The sequence below is a fragment of the Sphingobium sp. GW821-FHT02B05 genome (assembly GCF_059421905.1).
Genome location: NZ_JBWKVW010000001.1, coordinates 1,778,735 through 1,794,727, shown reverse-complemented (window position 1 = coordinate 1,794,727; position 15,993 = coordinate 1,778,735). Strand labels below are relative to the sequence as shown.

The window sequence follows — 15,993 nt, the reverse complement described above, 5'->3', positions numbered from 1 at the left end:
TTTGGTCCGCCCCGCCCATAGGGGCTGCGCTTCGATTTTCGAACAAATTCAGATTCCATCAAGGGCCTAGCCATGAAGATCCGCAACTCGCTCAAGTCGCTCAAGGGACGCCACCGGGACAACCGCGTGATCCGTCGTCGCGGCCGCACCTACGTCATCAACAAGACCAACCGCCGCTTCAAGGCCCGCCAGGGCTAAAAGCCGGACTGCTCCTTCGGGGGGCAGGTCTTGTAACGCAAAAAGAGCGCCCGGTCATGGATCGGGCGCTTTTCTGCGTTTGTCCGAGCTTGGAGCGGAAGGCGATTCGCGCGAATCGAATCACCCTCCCTCCGTTCGTTTCGAGCTTGTCGCGTAACGAGGCAGCATAGTGCTGCCCATTTATCGACCTCGGCCTGTCCTGAGCGACTGCCTTGGCAGGTAGTCGAAGGGCTCGAAGCGAACGGAGGGAGGGTGTGATCGTTCAGCCTTCGTCGCGGCCCTTGAGTTCGTCGCCGCGCACCGCCGCGACATGCAGAACGTTGGTCGACCCCGGCGTGCCGAAGGGGACGCCGGCCAGCACGACGATCTTGCCGCCCTTTTCGGCCATGCCGTGGCGCAACGCCATGCGCCGGGCCTTGCCGATCATTTCTTCGAAATTGCCGATATCCTTGGTGCGGATGGCATGCACGCCCCAGGTCAGGCCCAGCTTGCGCGCCGTGTCCGACCGCGGTGTCAGCGCAAGAATCGGCGCTGACGGCCGCTCGCGGGCCACGCGGCGGACCGTGCTGCCCGACGAAGTGAAGCAGGTGATGGCGCTGGCGCCCACGACATCGACGATATTGCCGGCGCTTTCGGCCAGTGCGTCGGCGGTGGTCGGGTCAGGGCGCGTTTCGGTATAGTGGAGCCGGCCGAAATAGCCGGGATCGCGTTCGACGCTGTGGGCGATACTGTCCATCATCGCGACCGCCTCGACCGGCCAGTCGCCCGCCGCCGTCTCCGCCGACAGCATGATGGCGTCGGCGCCGTCATAGACGGCCGTGGCAACGTCCGACACTTCGGCGCGCGTGGGCGAGGGGGACTTGATCATCGATTCGAGCATCTGGGTCGCGACGACCACCGGGCGGCCCATGCGCCGCGCGGTGGCGACGATCTGCTTTTGCAACGGTGGTACGGCCTGCGGCGGGAGTTCGACGCCCAGGTCGCCGCGTGCGACCATCACGCCGTCCGCCAGTTCGATAATTTCCTCCAGTCGCTGCACCGCCGACGGCTTTTCGATCTTGGCCATCAGCGCGCCATAGCCGCCCATCAGCTTGCGCGCTTCGGCCAGGTCTTCGGGCCGCTGGACGAAGCTGAGCGCGATCCAGTCGCAACCCTGTTCTATCGCGAAGCTGAGGTCGCGGCGATCCTTGTCCGTCAGCGCCGGCACTGGCACGACGACGTCAGGTACGTTCACGCCCTTGCGATTGGACAGGGTGCCGCCGACTTCGACGATCGTGTCGATGCGCTTCTCTCCGACCGTCTTGACCCGCAGCACCAGCTTGCCGTCGTCCAGCAGCAGGCGCGTTTCGGGCACCAGCGCGGCGTAGATTTCGGGGTGCGGCAAGTTGACGCGGCGCGCGTCGCCCGGCGTTTCGTCCTGGTCCAGGACGAAGGGCGCGCCGGTTTCCAATATGGCCAGGCCCTTTTCGAACGTGCCCACGCGCAGCTTTGGTCCCTGAAGGTCGCCCAGGATCGTGGTCGGCCGATGGAATTCCTTTTCCAGATCGCGGATGATGGCGATGCGTGCGGCATGATCCTCATGCGCGCCATGGCTCATATTGATGCGGAAGGCATCGGCCCCGGCGACGAACAGCGCCCGGATCATTTCGGGCGTGTCGCTCGCAGGACCAAGGGTCGCCAGGATGCGAACCTTGCGAGAGCGGGGCGGTAGTGTCGTCATGTCTTCTCCTGAGCGTCATGATCGCTCCCGGTTTGCCGGGGCGAGGTTATGCGTTATCCATGCTGCACGACAGGATGATGTAGTTTTCAGCGAAAGGGTTTCTCGCGCCGATGTCCGATACCATAGTCACAGATGCCGTTGCTGCAACCGCCTTCCGCCGTCTGGTCGCGCATTTGCAGCATCGCACCGATGTGGAGAATATCGACCTGATGGGAACGGCGGGCTTCTGCCGCAACTGCCTGGCCGACTGGATTGCGGAAGCGGACGGCGATCTGACGCGGGATCAGGCGCGCGAAATCATCCACGGCATGCCCTTTTCGCAGTGGAAGGCGCAGCATCAGGGCGAAGCCACGCCTCAGCAGATCGCAAAGATGCAGGAGAGTGTGGCGAAGAACGCCGACAGTCATTAGAGGCGTCCGCCAACCTGATTCATTCAGCCTGATTCACATTTCACAACGAACGGAGATTCCCATGAGCGAGGGCAACGTCGCAGCCGACCAGCTACGTCTTCTCATCGAGCGCATCGAGCGGCTCGAAGAGGAAAAGAAGGGTATCGGCGACGACATCAAGGACGTCTATCTGGAGGCCAAGGCGACCGGCTATGATGCCAAGATCATGCGCCAGATCATCCGCCTGCGTAAGATGCAGCCGCATGACCGGCAGGAGATGGAAGCCATCCTCCAGACCTATCTTTCTGCGCTGGGCATGGAATAAGGCGCTGTTTGTCAGCTACGCTTAAGCGTATCTTTGAGCCGCATCGGCCCTCTCCCCCACCCGGCCATCTATATGATACTGCCTGGCCAGGTGGAGGAGAGGGCCGGCGCGGAAATCCGGCGGAGGCCGGATTCTTCATCAAGGGAGAAGCGTCCATGTCCGAGATCATCGTCAGCACCACCAGCCGTCTGGAGGGGAGGCCCGCGAAGGAATATCTCGGCATCGTCACTGGTGAGGTGATCGTGGGCGCCAACCTGTTTCGCGACCTGTTTGCCAGCGTCCGCGATATCGTGGGTGGGCGGTCGGGCGCCTATGAAGATGTGCTTCAGCGCGCCCGCGAGCAGGCCATTGCCGAAATGCGCACCCGCGCGGCGAGCCTGGGTGCCAATGCCGTCGTCGGCGTGGACCTGGACTATGAAGTGATCGGCTCCAACGGGTCGATGCTGATGGTGTCGGCGTCGGGCACCGCGATCCTCTATTGACCCTGCAAACTACCGGGCAATGATGGCGCACGCGCGCTGGCGGTTGCCCTTTGGGCGGCCGCTGGTGTAAGGGCGCCCATCCTATTTCAACGGCAGATAAGAATTCAGGACCATGGCAGGCCATTCCAAATTCAAGAATATCATGCATCGCAAGGGCGCGCAGGACAAGAAGCGCTCCTCGATGTTCTCCAAGCTGAGCCGCGAAATCACCGTCGCGGCCAAGATGGGCATGCCCGATGTGGACATGAACCCGCGTCTGCGCCTGGCGGTCAACGCGGCCAAGGCGCAGTCGATGCCCAAGGACAATATCCAGCGCGCCATCGACAAGGCGAGCAAGGGCGATACGGAGAATTACGAGGAAGTGCGCTATGAGGGCTACGGCCCCGGCGGCACAGCGATCATCGTCGAGGCGCTGACCGACAATCGCAATCGTACCGCGACCAACGTGCGCACCGCCTTTTCCAAAAATGGCGGCAATCTGGGCGCGTCGGGCGCGGTGAGCCATGGCTTCGATCGCCTTGGCCTCATCACCTATCCGGCGAGCGCGGGCGACGCCGAAGCCATCTTCGAAGCGGCGCTGGAAGCCGGCGCGGAGGACGTGTCGTCCAACGAGGACGAGCATGAAATCTGGACCGCGATGGACGCGCTCCACGAAGTCGCCAAGGCGCTGGAAGCCACGCTGGGCGCCGCAGACGGCGCCAAGCTGGCCTGGAAGCCCACCACCACCGTCGAAGTCGACGAAAGCAACGCCGCCACGCTGATGAAGCTGGTCGACACGCTGGAAGATGATGACGACGTCCAGACCGTCTGGGGCAATTACGAAGTCTCCGACGAAGTGATGGAAAAGCTGGGCTGACATGCCTTCTTCCGTTCGTGTCGAGCCTGGTCGAGACACGAAAAGCGCAAGGCTTCTCGACTTCGCTCGAAGCGAACGGATTTCCTTTCCATGATCCTTCTTGGCCTGGACCCCGGACTTGGCACCACCGGCTGGGGCCTGATTGCCGCGGATGGCAATCGGCTGACCCATATCGGCAATGGCCAGATCAAGACCGACAGCACGATGTCGCTGGCGACGCGGCTGCTGGCGCTCGACCTGGCGCTGACCGACCTCATCCTGGAGCATAAGCCCGATGGCGCGGCGGTCGAGGAGGTGTTCGTCAATGTGAACCCGCAATCGACGCTGAAACTGGGGCAGGCGCGCGGCGTCATCCTGCTCAATGCGTCGCGATCGGGCATGGAGGTCGGCGAATATGCCGCCCGGCTCGTGAAGAAATCGGTCGTGGGCGTCGGCAATGCGTCGAAGGATCAGGTGCATGCCATGGTGCAGCGCCTGTTGCCCGGCGCGAAGATCGCCGGGCCGGATGCGGCCGACGCGCTCGCCGTGGCCATCACCCACGCCCATCATCTGGCCAGCGCGCGGCGTATCCCGACGCGCTGACCATCGGGGTCAGCCGAACAGGTCGCCCAGAAAATCCGTCATGGCGCGGAAGCTGCGGCGGTCTGCGTCCGGACTGTAGGCGAGGCCCTTTTCCGGCATGTTCACCGCCTCGTCCGTGAAGGCGTGGCCGGTATGGCCATAGGCGTGAATCTGCCAGTCGCAGCCGGCTTGGGTCAGTTCCTTCGCCAGCCCTACGGTAGCTTCCGGCGGGGCGATCGGGTCGTCCCAGCCATGGCAGATCAGCAGCTTGGCGCCGATGTTCGCATTGGGGAAGGGTGGGGCTTCATAGACGCCGTGGAAGCTGACGCCGCCGGATATGTCCGCGCCGGACCGGGCGAGATCGAGTACGCATTTGCCGCCGAAGCAGAAGCCGATCGCCGCCGTCCGTGCCGGATCGACCGTTCCCAGCCCCTTGAGCAGCGCATGCACGCCGTTCGCCCGATCACGCAGCAGCGCGCGGTCGGCGTTCAATGCGTCCATGTAGAGCGCCGGATTGGCGTCGGCACGGCTCGTGCGCTTGCCCTGACCGAAGATATCGGCGACCAGCACCGTGTAGCCGAGCGCCGCTACCTTCTGCGCATAGGCGAAATCTGCCTCCTTGGTTCCCAGCACATTGGGGAAGAGCAGGATGCCGGGGCGTGGATCATCATTTGCGGTGTCGGCCACGACGACATGTTCGAACGGGTCGCCGTCCATTTGCTGGACGAGGACGGTGCGGGTGATGCTCATGAACTGATCCTTCAAATGCTGCCGAAACCGGGGGCTTCGCCGCGTGCGGCGCTGTCGATGCGCTTCGGGCGCTTCCAGCCGATGACGGGCCGCTTGCGCAAGTGCAATGTCGGCCAGTCGCCCCGGTCGCTGCGTTCGGCCAGGCGCATGCCCTGGGCGCGATAGGCGGCGATCACCGCATCGGCCTGTTCGTTGAGCAGACCGGCCAGCACGATGCTGCCGCCTTCCTCCACCAGGGCGCAGAGCGCTGGCGCCAATTCGATCAACGGCCCGGCCAGGATGTTGGCGATCAGCAGGTCGTAGGGCGCTCGCCCGATCAGCGCCGGATGATTGCCGCCCGCCGCCGTCACCAGCGCCAGCCGGCCCGCCCCGTCGCCCAGCGTCACGCCATTGGTCCGCGCATTGTCGGCAGTGATTTCCACGGCGACGGCGTCGATATCCGACGCGATCGTATGGGCACGCGGCCACAGGGTCAGCGCAGCGAAGGCGAGCAGCCCGGTGCCCGTGCCGATGTCGGCGACATGGCGAAAACGCATGCCGACCGATCGCATCCGGTCGAGCATGGCCAGGCAGCCGGCGGTGGTTTCATGCTGCCCGGTGCCAAAGGCACGTCCTGCCTCGATCAGCAAATTGACGTGGCCAGGCAGTTCGGGGTCGGCGGCGATGTTGCGCACATGGAAACGGCCGGCCGTCACCGGCTCCAGCCCCTGTTGGCTCAGCGTTACCCAATCCTCGTCGGGCAGGGCTTCGACGATCGGTTTGACCCGTGCGGCGCTGGGCACCAGCGTGCGCAGCAGCTTGATCGCGGCCGGACTGGGCTTGCCTTCGAAATAGGCGTCGAGTTGCCATGCGTTGTCGTCATCGGGCGCAGCCTCGCTGGTCATCAGCACCGGTGGCCGGTCCATGATGGCGAAGGCCGCAATGTCGCCGTCCAGCGCCTCCGCTTCGGCGCGGGTACAGGGGAGGGTGACTTTCCAGCTTTGGACTGGCTGGCTTTGGGCTGCGTTTGCGACATCGTTCATCCCGCCGCCTTTAGACCAGCGGCGGGGGGAGGGGAAGCTTCGCAACAGCCCTACGCAAGCATCCGTTCGGAGATAAGGTTGCTTGAGCGCGCCGCTCAGGCGACCTGACGCCCGAAGTCGGACGAGGCATGCCGCAGGCTGGCCAGCTTGCCCTCCACGCTCACAAAGCCGCGTTCCAACTGGTCGATTTCCGACGCCACCACTTCAGTATCCTGTCGGATGGCGGAAATGGTGGTCGACATCGAATCAGCCGCCAGCGCGGTTTCATCCACGGCGGCGGTGATCATGGTGACGGTCTGCGCCTGCGCGTCCATGGCATGGCGGATACGCTCGGCGCTGGCCTGCACTTCGCCCACCGTGTCGCGGATGCGCTCGTTCGTCTCGACCGACTGGCGGGTCGAGGCTTGGATATCGGCGATCTTGCTGGCAATTTCGTCGGTGGCACGGGCGGTCTGGTTGGCCAGGCTCTTCACTTCCTGCGCGACGACGGCAAAACCGCGCCCGGCATCACCGGCGCGGGCCGCCTCGATCGTGGCATTGAGCGCGAGCAGGTTGGTCTGCCCGGCAATGTCGCGAATCAGGCCCAGGATCGATTCGATCGACTTGGCATGTTCGGACAGGGTAGCCGACATCGCGACCGCGTCGCCCGACTGGGACGAGGCGCGCCGCGCGACTTCGGCGGAGCTTTCGACTTCGGTTCGGGCATCCTCGATCGCGCGGATCAGGCCGGCGGAGGTGCGGGCGGCTTCGCGCATGGCAAGGGCGGACTGTTCGGCGGCGGCAGCGACTTCGGAAGCCTTGCCCAACATGCCGCGCGTCGCGGCCGACGCATCCTTGGCCTGTTCGCGCAGCGATTCGCCCAGCTTCGACGCGCCGTCGATTTCGCCGACGATTCGCTGTTCGAACAGCGTACCGTACCGCTGACGTTCGATACGCTGGTTTTCGGCCTGATCGTTGGCCAGCACATTGCTCATGAAGCCCGAATCGATCATCGCGATCTGCAACATCATGCTCAGCAACTTGCGGCAGCGTGCGCCGTCGTCATGGCAGCGTTCCCAGATCAGATCGGTAACACGTTCGTTCGCGGCGGCCACGGCGGTCATCACCGACCGCACCGACACGTCATGTTTGCGGGCATGCCGCACACAGTCGGCGGCCGATTGCGCCCAGCGCCCTTCTGCGAAATGCAGCAGTTTTTCACGGACATAACGGTCCGCTTCCTGCTCGATCCGGGCGATGATGGCGCCGCCAAGCCTATCCTTCAGGCCGGTTTCACGCATATAGGTGGTAAAGAATGTCGCGCTGACGCTGCCCAGATCCTGCTCGATCAGTTCGCCCACCTCGCGCGCGGCACGGGCGATCGCGCCGGTGGGGTCGACGTCCGCCATATAGTCCGATGTGATGGCGGCGGAGGGGAGACTGGACGGCATGCGGGAACGGCCCTTGCTGAAGACATGATCGGTTCGCGTTCGATCATTAGCGTGGGTTGGTTAATCACTTCTTATGCCTGCTGGCGCTTATCGGAAAAGCCTCGGCAACTTTCTATGGCCTTCCGCTGCTTGCCCTCGTGGCGCTTCGCTCTTAAGGGGAGCGGACTCAGGGACAAGTATCTAAGGACTAGGGTAGACATGGCGCGTTCCAACAGCCGGCCGCTCTCGCCGCATTTGACGATCTGGAAATGGGGGCCGGCCATGGCCGTCTCCATCATGCACCGCGTAACGGGCAACGGTCTGGCGACCGCTGGCGCGCTTGGCCTCATCTGGTGGCTGATGGCCGCTGCGACCGGTCCGGAGGCCTATGCGACCTTCGTGAAGTGCGCGACCTCGCCGATCGGCTATCTGGTGATGATCGGCCTTTCCTGGTTCTTCTTCCAGCATCTCTTTTCGGGCCTCCGCCATTTCGTGCTCGACATGGGCGCGGGTTATGAGCTGAAGAACAACAAGATGTGGTCGATCGCGACCTTCATCCTGTCGTTGCTCACGACCGGCTTCGTCTGGCTCACCATCTTCGGAAAGGCGCTCTGATGGGTACCGGTACTGGCATCGGTCGCGTTCGCGGCCTCGGCTCCGCCAAGCATGGCGCGCATCATTGGCTGGCGCAGCGCTACACTGCCGTCGGCAATCTGCTGCTGACCCTGTGGCTGCTCTTCAGCCTGCTCAGCCTGCCCGGCCTGGATTATGAAAGCGTCGTCAGCTGGATTCACAATCCGCTGGTCGCGGTGCCGATGATGCTGATGATCGTCAGCATCTTCTGGCACCTGCGTCTGGGCATGCAGGTGATGCTGGAGGATTATGTCCATGACAAGGGACTGGCCTTCTTCTCCATGCTTGTGCTCAATTTCTATGCCTTTGGCGGCGCGGCCGCCGGCATCTTCGCGATCGCCAAGATCGCCTTCATCGGGGTCGTCAAGCCATGACCGAAGCCTATAAGATCATCGACCATACCTACGACACCGTCGTCGTGGGCGCGGGCGGCTCCGGCCTGCGCGCGACCATGGGCAGCGCCGAAGCGGGCCTCAAGACCGCCTGCATCACCAAGCTGTTCCCGACCCGCAGCCATACCGTGGCGGCGCAGGGCGGCATCGCCGCGTCGCTGGGCAACAATTCGCCCGACCACTGGACCTGGCACATGTACGACACCGTCAAGGGGTCGGACTGGCTGGGCGACCAGGACGCCATCGAATATATGGTGCGTGAAGCGCCGGCGGCGGTGATCGAGCTGGAACATGCCGGCGTGCCGTTCAGCCGTAACGAGGATGGGACGATCTATCAGCGTCCTTTCGGCGGCCACATGCAGAATATGGGCGCCGGCCCGCCGGTGCAGCGCACCTGCGCCGCGGCGGACCGTACCGGTCATGCCATGCTGCACGCGCTCTATCAGCAGTCGCTGAAATATGACGCGGACTTCTACATCGAATATTTCGCCATCGACCTCATCATGGAAAATGGCGAGTGCCGTGGCGTCATCGCGATCTGCATGGAAGATGGTTCGATTCATCGCTTCCGCAGCCATGCGGTCGTGCTGGCGACGGGCGGCTATGGCCGCGCCTATTTCTCCGCCACCTCGGCCCATAGCTGCACCGGCGACGGCGGCGGCATGGTGCTGCGCGCGGGTCTGCCGCTCCAGGATCTGGAGTTCGTGCAGTTCCACCCGACCGGCATCTACGGCGCGGGCGTGCTCATCACCGAAGGCGCGCGTGGCGAGGGCGGTTACCTCACCAACTCCGAAGGCGAGCGGTTCATGGAACGCTATGCCCCGTCGGCCAAGGATCTGGCGTCGCGCGACGTCGTGTCGCGTTCGATGGCGATGGAAATGCGCGAAGGGCGCGGCGTGGGCGAGCATAAGGATCATATCTTCCTGCACCTCGACCATATCGATCCCAAGGTGCTGGCAGAGCGCCTGCCCGGCATCACCGAAAGCGGCAAGATTTTCGCGGGCGTGGACCTTACCCGCCAACCGCTGCCGGTGACGCCGACGGTCCATTACAATATGGGCGGCATCCCCTGTAACTATCATGGTCAGGTGGTGACGAAGGTTGGCGACGATCCGGAAGTGATCGTCAAGGGCCTGTTCGCGGTCGGCGAAGCGGCCTGCGTGTCGGTCCATGGCGCGAACCGCCTCGGCTCCAACAGCCTCATCGACCTTGTCGTGTTCGGCCGGGCCACGGGCCTGTTCCTGAAGGAAAATCTGAAGCCCAATGCGCCGCACAAGGCGCTGCCGGCCGATGCCGCCGATCTGGCGCTCAGCCGCCTCGACCATTATCGCAATGCGAAGGGCAGCACGCCGACGGCGGATATCCGCATGGACATGCAGCGGACCATGCAGAAGCATGCCGCCGTGTTCCGCGACAGCGCCCTGCTGTCGGAAGGCGTCACCCAGATGCAGGCGGTCAACAAGCGGCTTCAGGACGTCAAGGTCAGCGATCGTTCGCTGATCTGGAACACCGACCTCATCGAGACGCTGGAACTGGACAACCTCATGAGCCAGGCCATCTGCACGATGGAAGGCGCCGAAGCGCGCAAGGAATCGCGCGGCGCCCATGCGCATGAGGATTTCCCGAACCGCGACGACGAAAACTGGATGAAGCACACCATCAGCTGGTTCGAAGGCTGGGGTGGTTCGGGCGGCAAGGTGACGCTCGATTATCGCCCGGTCCACGACTATACGATGACCGACGAAGCGGAATATGTGAAGCCCAAGGCGCGCGTCTATTAAGACATTGCGTTCCAAGGCAGAAGTTTGAGGAGGGGGCTGGCCGCAGGGCTGGCCCCCTTTTCATTCGGGCAGGATGTGGAGACGACATGACGCAGCAGCAGGACGCGATCGCCATCCTCTATCAGGCGCTGCCGCCGCCGGTGATCGACGGGCTGCGCAAGGATGCCAAGCCGGGCGGCTATTCCGATGGCGGCGCGGATATCGGGTTCGTGCTGCGCGGGCGGGGACATCGGGTGGTGACCCCGGTGGCCGCTCCCGATCCCGCCCGGCCGCTCGACTGGGTGTTCCCCGACACGGCCGACGGCATCGCGGAGGCGATCGCCGCGGGTGCCAACATCCTGTGGGCCAACAGCGTGCTGTTCGAAGGGCATCCGCTCGAAGCCGTGCTGGGACAGGTGCGGATCGTGGGGCAATTGCCCGAACTGATGCAGCGCTATGACGACAAATTCGCCACGAACCGGATGCTGGAGGCGGCGGGCCTGCCGGTCGCACGCTCCTTCCTGATGGCGCAGGCGGCGCGGCCGGGCGTGTCGGCGCTGGCGGATGTCGTTGCGGCGATCGCGGAAACGGCGTTGAGCTTTCCGCTGATCGTGAAGCCGGTGCGCGGGCGCGGCAGTCAGGGCGTCAGCCGGGTTGCCGATCTGGCAGGGTTGCTGTCGGCAGCGACCGCCCTGATCGCGGACGCGAAATTCGGCGATACACTGATCGTCGAGGAATATCTGGCCGGGGAAGAGGTCACGGTCACGGTGATGCCGCCGCTCGACGGTACCTACCGGGCACTGCGCCCCGTGCGTCGCTTCAACCAGAAGGACGGCGTGGCGCCCTATAATGGCGACGTCGCCGTGACCGCCAACAGCGTAGCGATCAACGAATCGGAACTGGCGGCACCGGCCGTTCAAGCGATGCTGGACGCCTGCGTCCGGGCGGCGGCGCTGGTCGGCGCGCGCGCCGTCATCCGCATCGATTGCCGTGCGGACGCCAGCGGCGCCTACACATTGTTCGACCTCAACATGAAGCCCAACATGACCGGTCCCGGCCGCCCCGGTCGTGACGACCAGGACTGCCTGTCCGCCATAGCGGCGCGCGCCGACGGCATGAGTTTCGCGCTATTGCTGGAAGGGATGCTGGCTGGAGCTTGGTGAAGCGGGGCCAACTGACGATCACGAGCTGAGGTCAATCCTCCCCTGGCAGGGGAGGGCCGACAACCGTCGCTCAGCCGTCCGCCCTGCCAAATGGCAATAGCGCCTCATACACATCCAGCCCCGGCTTGCCCGCCACCGCGATACCCCGTCGCAGCAAAAACGCATGGCGCACGATCTCCGCCTGCTGCTCTATTCCATATCGCGCGAACGGCTTGCCGGGCACCACATCATAGCCATAGCGGCAAAAGGGGTGGCGCATCAGCGGCAGCCACCATTTTCCGGATCGTTGCGCCTGCCACACATGGGTCATCTCATGGATGAAATGCCCCTGGATATGCAGCGGAGTGTCGCAGAAATCCCTGCAGAACAGCCCGCCATCCGGATGGAACCACAGGTCGCCGTCCGGCGCCATGGTGACGTTCCTCGGCTGGAACGGCCACCATTTGCGCGCATGCACGCGCACCTTGCCATAGTCGATTTCCGCCCCGAACAGGGTCCGGGCCAGCGCCGCCTCCTGCTGCGTCAGTAGGCGGCTGGTCAATGTTGAGGCGTTCCGGGTGCCGCGTTATCGGCGGGCTTTGCCGCGCCAGCCGCTTCGGGCTTGCGGATCACCGCGTCCACCAGCAGCCGGTCGCCATTGCCCATCAGGAAAGTGAACTGCATCTTGCCCCGGCTGATCGCCGTATCGTTGATGCCCCAGATCATCAGATGCCTGGCCCCCGGCGCGAAGGCGACCTGCCCCTTGGGCGGCACATCGACGCTTTCGATCCGCTCCATCGTGGTCATGCCGTCCTTGCTCACCGTCTCGTGCATTTCGACCTTGAGCGCATAGTCGGTCAGTACGCCGCGCAACTGCACCCCCGCATCCCCGCCATGGACGACGAAATAGCCCGCCGAAGGCGTGTCCTTGTTGGGCGACAGCCGCACCCAGGCCTGGTCGATATAGGATGGCGCAGGGTCGCCGCAGGCGCTGAGCGCCAAGGGGGCCGCCAGGGCGAAAAGGGCAAAGCGCGCGCGCATCCGACACTCCATAACTTGTCTCGTTTCTGGTCGATCCATCAGGTAAACGCCCCAGCGTCTTGTGCCAAGCGTAACCGCGCCTATATCCCGCTTTGCAGACCGGCCTTGCCTTGGCGCTTATGTGAGGCATATGGCCGTCAACCGCTGAATATGTTTGGGGTTACAAGAGGAAGAGATGGCAAAAGTAATCGGGATCGATCTGGGTACCACCAACAGCTGTGTCGCTGTCATGGATGGCGGCAAGCCCAAGGTCATCGAAAATGCGGAAGGGGCGCGGACCACGCCCTCGATCGTCGCCTTCGCCAAGGATGGCGAGCGTCTGATCGGTCAGCCGGCCAAGCGCCAGGCGGTCACCAATCCGGACAACACGATTTTTGCGGTAAAGCGCCTTATCGGCCGCCGCTTCGACGATCCGTTGACCAAGAAGGACATGGAGCTCGTTCCCTACGACATCGCGAAGGGCCCGAATGGCGACGCCTGGGTCAAGGCCGGTGGCGAGGAATATAGCCCGTCGCAGATCAGCGCCTTCACGCTTCAGAAGATGAAGGAAACCGCCGAATCCTATCTCGGCGAAACCGTGACGCAGGCGGTCATCACCGTGCCCGCCTACTTCAACGACGCCCAGCGTCAGGCGACCAAGGACGCCGGCCAGATCGCAGGCCTTGAGGTGCTGCGCATCATCAACGAGCCGACTGCGGCTGCGCTGGCCTACGGCCTCGACAAGCAGGACGGCAAGACGATCGCGGTCTATGACCTTGGCGGCGGTACGTTCGACATTTCGATTCTCGAAATCGGGGACGGCGTGTTCGAAGTGAAGTCGACCAACGGCGACACCTTCCTGGGCGGCGAAGATTTCGACGCCAAGCTGGTGGAATATCTGGCCGCCGACTTCAAGAAGGCGGAAAGCATCGACCTGACCAAGGACAAGCTGGCCCTCCAGCGTCTGAAGGAAGCCGCTGAAAAGGCGAAGATCGAGCTGTCCTCGGCGCAGACGACCGAAGTCAACCTGCCCTTCATCACCGCCGACCAAAATGGTCCCAAGCATCTGGTGAAGACGATCACCCGCGCCGATCTGGAGCGTCTGGTCGCCGACCTCATCAAGCGCACGATGGACCCGGTCAAGAAGGCGATGGCGGACGCAGGCGTGTCGGCCAGCGACATCAGCGAAGTCGTCCTCGTCGGCGGCATGACCCGCATGCCCAAGGTGCGCGAAGCCGTGAAGGAATTTTTCGGCAAGGAACCGCATACCGGCGTGAACCCGGACGAAGTCGTCGCCATGGGCGCGGCGATCCAGGCCGGCGTGCTTCAGGGCGACGTCAAGGACGTGCTGCTGCTCGACGTGACCCCGCTGAGCCTGGGCATCGAAACGCTGGGTGGCGTGTTCACCCGCATGATCGACCGCAACACCACCATCCCCGCGAAAAAGTCGCAGGTCTATTCGACCGCCGACGACAATCAGCAGGCGGTGACCATCCGCGTGTTCCAGGGCGAGCGTGAAATGGCGGCGGACAACAAGATCCTCGGCCAGTTCGACCTGCTCGGTATTCCGCCTGCTCCGCGCGGCGTGCCACAGATCGAAGTCACGTTCGACATCGACGCCAACGGCCTGGTCAACGTGTCCGCCAAGGACAAGGGCACCGGCAAGGAACAGCAGATCCGCATCCAGGCGTCGGGCGGTCTTAGCGACGCCGATATCGACCAGATGGTCAAGGATGCCGAGCGCTTTGCCGAAGACGACAAGAAGCGTCGCGAATCGGCGGAAGCCAAGAACAATGCCGAAAGCCTGGTCCACACGACCGAGGCGCAGCTGGCCGAACATGGCGATAAGGTCGACGCATCGCTGAAGGGCGAGATCGAAGCGGCGATTGCGGAAACAAAGACCGCGATCGAAGGCGGCGACGCCGAAGCGATGAAGACCAAGGCGCAGGAACTCGCGACCATTGCGATGAAGCTCGGCCAGGCGATCTACGAGAAGGAGCAGGCCAATGCGGCGGCTCCGGGTGCGGACGCGCCCAAGGCTGACGACGACGTCGTCGACGCCGAATTCTCGGAAGTCGACGATAACAACAAGGCATAATCTATGCCCATCGCCCGTCATGCCGATAGCCATCGGCATGACGGGCGAAGCGGGCGGGGGCCTCTATGACGACCGAAGTTGACTATTACGAGCTGCTCGAAGTCGAGCGTACCGCTGACGGCGCAGTGATCAAGAGCGCCTATCGCAAGATGGCGATGAAATATCACCCGGACAAAACCGGGGGATGCGCGGACAGCGAAGCCAAGTTCAAGGCTGTATCTGAAGCCTATGACTGCCTGAAAGACCCGCAAAAGCGCGCGGCCTATGACCGCTACGGTCATGCGGCCTACACCCAGCAACAGCAGGGGGGCGGTGGAGGCGGCGGCTTCCGCGGCGGTGGAGCCGGTGGCTTTTCCGACCTGGGCGATATTTTCGAGACGATCTTCGGCCAGTCCGGCTTTGGCGGACAGGGCGGTGGCGGGCGTCAGGCCAATCGTCGCGGCGCGGACCTGCGCTACGACATGGAAATCACGCTCGACGAAGCCTATCACGGCAAGAAGACCGAGATTGCGATCGACGTATCGGCCGCATGCGACACGTGCGAGGGGTCTGGCGCCCAGCCCGGCACCGGGGTCAAGACCTGCGGCACGTGCAAGGGCCATGGACAGGTCCGTGCGCAGCAGGGCTTCTTCGTGGTCGAACGCACCTGCCCGTCCTGCCATGGCGCAGGCCAGGTGATCGAAAGCCCGTGTAAAGCCTGCCGCGGCGAAGGGCGCGTGGACAAGCCCAAGAGCCTGTCGGTCAACATCCCGGCCGGCGTGGACGAAGGAACCCGCATCCGCCTGTCGGGCGAGGGCGAAGCCGGCGCGCGCGGCGCTCCTGCGGGCGACCTCTACATCTTCCTGCATGTAAAGCGGCATGCGCTGTTCGAACGCGACGGCACGACGTTATTCTGCCGTGCGCCGGTCAGCTTCACCACGGCGGCGCTGGGCGGGTCGATCGAAGTGCCGGGGCTGGATGGCATCCGGCATCAGATCAAAATCCCGACCGGCATCCAGTCGGGGAAGCAATTGCGCCAGCGCGGCGGCGGCATGCCGGTTCTGAACGGGCGTGGCCATGGCGACCTGGTCATTCAGGTCGAGGTGGAAACGCCGACCAGGCTGACGGCCAAGCAAAAGGAATTGCTGGAAGCCTTCCGCGAAACGGAAACGGGTGAGGAATGCCCGCAGGTCAGCGGCTTCTTTTCCAAGCTCAAGGATTTGTGGGCGGACTAAATTTTCTAAAAAATCCGTTCGG

At 63.8% G+C, this 15,993-nt stretch carries 18 protein-coding genes; 12 read left to right on the top strand and 6 right to left on the bottom strand.

Annotation, left to right across the window (positions count from 1 at the left end; all coding sequences use genetic code 11):
• Nucleotides 1-72 precede the first annotated feature (72 nt).
• Complete coding sequence (ykgO, locus tag AC07UX_RS08950; protein ID WP_004210176.1) at nt 73-198, top strand: type B 50S ribosomal protein L36; 126 nt, start codon at nt 73-75, stop codon at nt 196-198.
• 262 nt (nt 199-460) lie between these two features.
• On the opposite strand, the gene pyk is transcribed toward ykgO, so the two are convergent.
• On the bottom strand, nt 461-1,918 hold the full coding sequence (pyk, locus tag AC07UX_RS08945) for a pyruvate kinase (protein ID WP_495191547.1): 1,458 nt from the start codon (nt 1,916-1,918) through the stop codon (nt 461-463).
• Nucleotides 1,919-2,028: 110 nt separating this feature from the next.
• Between pyk and AC07UX_RS08940 the strand changes: the two genes are divergently transcribed.
• From AC07UX_RS08940 to ruvC, 5 genes are all read left to right on the top strand, one after another.
• Nucleotides 2,029-2,328 (top strand): DUF1244 domain-containing protein, encoded by a 300-nt coding sequence (locus AC07UX_RS08940; RefSeq protein ID WP_495191546.1) that lies wholly within the window; start codon nt 2,029-2,031, stop codon nt 2,326-2,328.
• A 61-nt stretch (nt 2,329-2,389) separates the two neighbouring features.
• Nucleotides 2,390-2,632, top strand: a complete 243-nt coding sequence (locus AC07UX_RS08935) for a DUF2312 domain-containing protein (RefSeq protein WP_056683669.1) — start codon at nt 2,390-2,392, stop codon at nt 2,630-2,632.
• A 155-nt stretch (nt 2,633-2,787) separates the two neighbouring features.
• The gene (locus tag AC07UX_RS08930) at nt 2,788-3,114 is read left to right on the top strand and encodes a heavy metal-binding domain-containing protein (protein ID WP_495191545.1); all 327 of its coding nucleotides are present in this window, start codon (nt 2,788-2,790) and stop codon (nt 3,112-3,114) included.
• A 112-nt stretch (nt 3,115-3,226) separates the two neighbouring features.
• Nucleotides 3,227-3,970, top strand: a complete 744-nt coding sequence (locus AC07UX_RS08925; RefSeq protein ID WP_184269935.1) for a YebC/PmpR family DNA-binding transcriptional regulator — start codon at nt 3,227-3,229, stop codon at nt 3,968-3,970.
• A 90-nt stretch (nt 3,971-4,060) separates the two neighbouring features.
• On the top strand, nt 4,061-4,552 hold the full coding sequence (ruvC, locus tag AC07UX_RS08920) for a crossover junction endodeoxyribonuclease RuvC (protein ID WP_495191544.1): 492 nt from the start codon (nt 4,061-4,063) through the stop codon (nt 4,550-4,552).
• Nucleotides 4,553-4,561: 9 nt separating this feature from the next.
• On the opposite strand, the gene AC07UX_RS08915 is transcribed toward ruvC, so the two are convergent.
• From AC07UX_RS08915 to AC07UX_RS08905, 3 genes are all read right to left on the bottom strand, one after another.
• On the bottom strand, nt 4,562-5,281 hold the full coding sequence (locus AC07UX_RS08915) for a dienelactone hydrolase family protein (protein WP_495191543.1): 720 nt from the start codon (nt 5,279-5,281) through the stop codon (nt 4,562-4,564).
• A gap of 11 nt (nt 5,282-5,292) precedes the next feature.
• Nucleotides 5,293-6,303: a 50S ribosomal protein L11 methyltransferase gene (locus AC07UX_RS08910; RefSeq protein WP_495191542.1), complete on the bottom strand. Its 1,011-nt coding sequence runs from the start codon at nt 6,301-6,303 to the stop codon at nt 5,293-5,295.
• A gap of 95 nt (nt 6,304-6,398) precedes the next feature.
• Nucleotides 6,399-7,691, bottom strand: a complete 1,293-nt coding sequence (locus tag AC07UX_RS08905; protein ID WP_495191842.1) for a methyl-accepting chemotaxis protein — start codon at nt 7,689-7,691, stop codon at nt 6,399-6,401.
• 240 nt (nt 7,692-7,931) lie between these two features.
• Here AC07UX_RS08905 and sdhC point away from each other — a divergent pair, with 240 nt between their 5' ends.
• From sdhC to AC07UX_RS08885, 4 genes are all read left to right on the top strand, one after another.
• Nucleotides 7,932-8,327 (top strand): succinate dehydrogenase, cytochrome b556 subunit, encoded by a 396-nt coding sequence (gene sdhC, locus AC07UX_RS08900; protein ID WP_495191541.1) that lies wholly within the window; start codon nt 7,932-7,934, stop codon nt 8,325-8,327.
• A complete protein-coding gene (gene sdhD / locus AC07UX_RS08895) occupies nt 8,327-8,719 on the top strand; it encodes a succinate dehydrogenase, hydrophobic membrane anchor protein (protein ID WP_495191540.1) in 393 nt (130 codons plus the stop codon). The genes sdhC and sdhD overlap by 1 nt, the downstream gene beginning before the upstream one ends.
• Nucleotides 8,716-10,518, top strand: coding sequence for a succinate dehydrogenase flavoprotein subunit (gene sdhA / locus AC07UX_RS08890; protein ID WP_495191539.1), 1,803 nt, complete (start codon nt 8,716-8,718; stop codon nt 10,516-10,518). The genes sdhD and sdhA overlap by 4 nt, the downstream gene beginning before the upstream one ends.
• 86 nt (nt 10,519-10,604) lie before the next feature.
• Nucleotides 10,605-11,660: an ATP-binding protein gene (locus tag AC07UX_RS08885; RefSeq protein WP_495191538.1), complete on the top strand. Its 1,056-nt coding sequence runs from the start codon at nt 10,605-10,607 to the stop codon at nt 11,658-11,660.
• 70 nt (nt 11,661-11,730) lie between these two features.
• Here AC07UX_RS08885 and AC07UX_RS08880 read toward each other — a convergent pair whose 3' ends face one another.
• Together AC07UX_RS08880 and AC07UX_RS08875 are read right to left on the bottom strand one after the other, a co-directional pair.
• The gene (locus AC07UX_RS08880; RefSeq protein ID WP_495191537.1) at nt 11,731-12,201 is read right to left on the bottom strand and encodes a vgr related protein; all 471 of its coding nucleotides are present in this window, start codon (nt 12,199-12,201) and stop codon (nt 11,731-11,733) included.
• Nucleotides 12,198-12,680 (bottom strand): copper chaperone PCu(A)C, encoded by a 483-nt coding sequence (locus tag AC07UX_RS08875; protein WP_495191536.1) that lies wholly within the window; start codon nt 12,678-12,680, stop codon nt 12,198-12,200. The genes AC07UX_RS08880 and AC07UX_RS08875 overlap by 4 nt, the downstream gene beginning before the upstream one ends.
• Nucleotides 12,681-12,855: 175 nt before the next feature.
• Between AC07UX_RS08875 and dnaK the strand changes: the two genes are divergently transcribed.
• Together dnaK and dnaJ are read left to right on the top strand one after the other, a co-directional pair.
• Nucleotides 12,856-14,757 (top strand): molecular chaperone DnaK, encoded by a 1,902-nt coding sequence (dnaK, locus tag AC07UX_RS08870; RefSeq protein WP_495191535.1) that lies wholly within the window; start codon nt 12,856-12,858, stop codon nt 14,755-14,757.
• Nucleotides 14,758-14,822: 65 nt separating this feature from the next.
• A complete protein-coding gene (gene dnaJ / locus AC07UX_RS08865; RefSeq protein ID WP_495191534.1) occupies nt 14,823-15,971 on the top strand; it encodes a molecular chaperone DnaJ in 1,149 nt (382 codons plus the stop codon).
• Nucleotides 15,972-15,993 lie beyond the last annotated feature (22 nt).

What these genes read in the sequence shown, in the direction of transcription:
- ykgO (WP_004210176.1), top strand. Translation starts at nt 73, where the DNA reads ATGAAGATCCGCAACTCGCTCAAGTCGCTCAAGGGACGCCACCGGGAC.
- pyk (WP_495191547.1), bottom strand. Translation starts at nt 1,918, where the DNA reads ATGACGACACTACCGCCCCGCTCTCGCAAGGTTCGCATCCTGGCGACC.
- AC07UX_RS08940 (WP_495191546.1), top strand. Translation starts at nt 2,029, where the DNA reads ATGTCCGATACCATAGTCACAGATGCCGTTGCTGCAACCGCCTTCCGC.
- AC07UX_RS08935 (WP_056683669.1), top strand. Translation starts at nt 2,390, where the DNA reads ATGAGCGAGGGCAACGTCGCAGCCGACCAGCTACGTCTTCTCATCGAG.
- AC07UX_RS08930 (WP_495191545.1), top strand. Translation starts at nt 2,788, where the DNA reads ATGTCCGAGATCATCGTCAGCACCACCAGCCGTCTGGAGGGGAGGCCC.
- AC07UX_RS08925 (WP_184269935.1), top strand. Translation starts at nt 3,227, where the DNA reads ATGGCAGGCCATTCCAAATTCAAGAATATCATGCATCGCAAGGGCGCG.
- ruvC (WP_495191544.1), top strand. Translation starts at nt 4,061, where the DNA reads ATGATCCTTCTTGGCCTGGACCCCGGACTTGGCACCACCGGCTGGGGC.
- AC07UX_RS08915 (WP_495191543.1), bottom strand. Translation starts at nt 5,281, where the DNA reads ATGAGCATCACCCGCACCGTCCTCGTCCAGCAAATGGACGGCGACCCG.
- AC07UX_RS08910 (WP_495191542.1), bottom strand. Translation starts at nt 6,303, where the DNA reads ATGAACGATGTCGCAAACGCAGCCCAAAGCCAGCCAGTCCAAAGCTGG.
- AC07UX_RS08905 (WP_495191842.1), bottom strand. Translation starts at nt 7,691, where the DNA reads ATGGCGGACGTCGACCCCACCGGCGCGATCGCCCGTGCCGCGCGCGAG.
- sdhC (WP_495191541.1), top strand. Translation starts at nt 7,932, where the DNA reads ATGGCGCGTTCCAACAGCCGGCCGCTCTCGCCGCATTTGACGATCTGG.
- sdhD (WP_495191540.1), top strand. Translation starts at nt 8,327, where the DNA reads ATGGGTACCGGTACTGGCATCGGTCGCGTTCGCGGCCTCGGCTCCGCC.
- sdhA (WP_495191539.1), top strand. Translation starts at nt 8,716, where the DNA reads ATGACCGAAGCCTATAAGATCATCGACCATACCTACGACACCGTCGTC.
- AC07UX_RS08885 (WP_495191538.1), top strand. Translation starts at nt 10,605, where the DNA reads ATGACGCAGCAGCAGGACGCGATCGCCATCCTCTATCAGGCGCTGCCG.
- AC07UX_RS08875 (WP_495191536.1), bottom strand. Translation starts at nt 12,680, where the DNA reads ATGCGCGCGCGCTTTGCCCTTTTCGCCCTGGCGGCCCCCTTGGCGCTC.
- dnaK (WP_495191535.1), top strand. Translation starts at nt 12,856, where the DNA reads ATGGCAAAAGTAATCGGGATCGATCTGGGTACCACCAACAGCTGTGTC.
- dnaJ (WP_495191534.1), top strand. Translation starts at nt 14,823, where the DNA reads ATGACGACCGAAGTTGACTATTACGAGCTGCTCGAAGTCGAGCGTACC.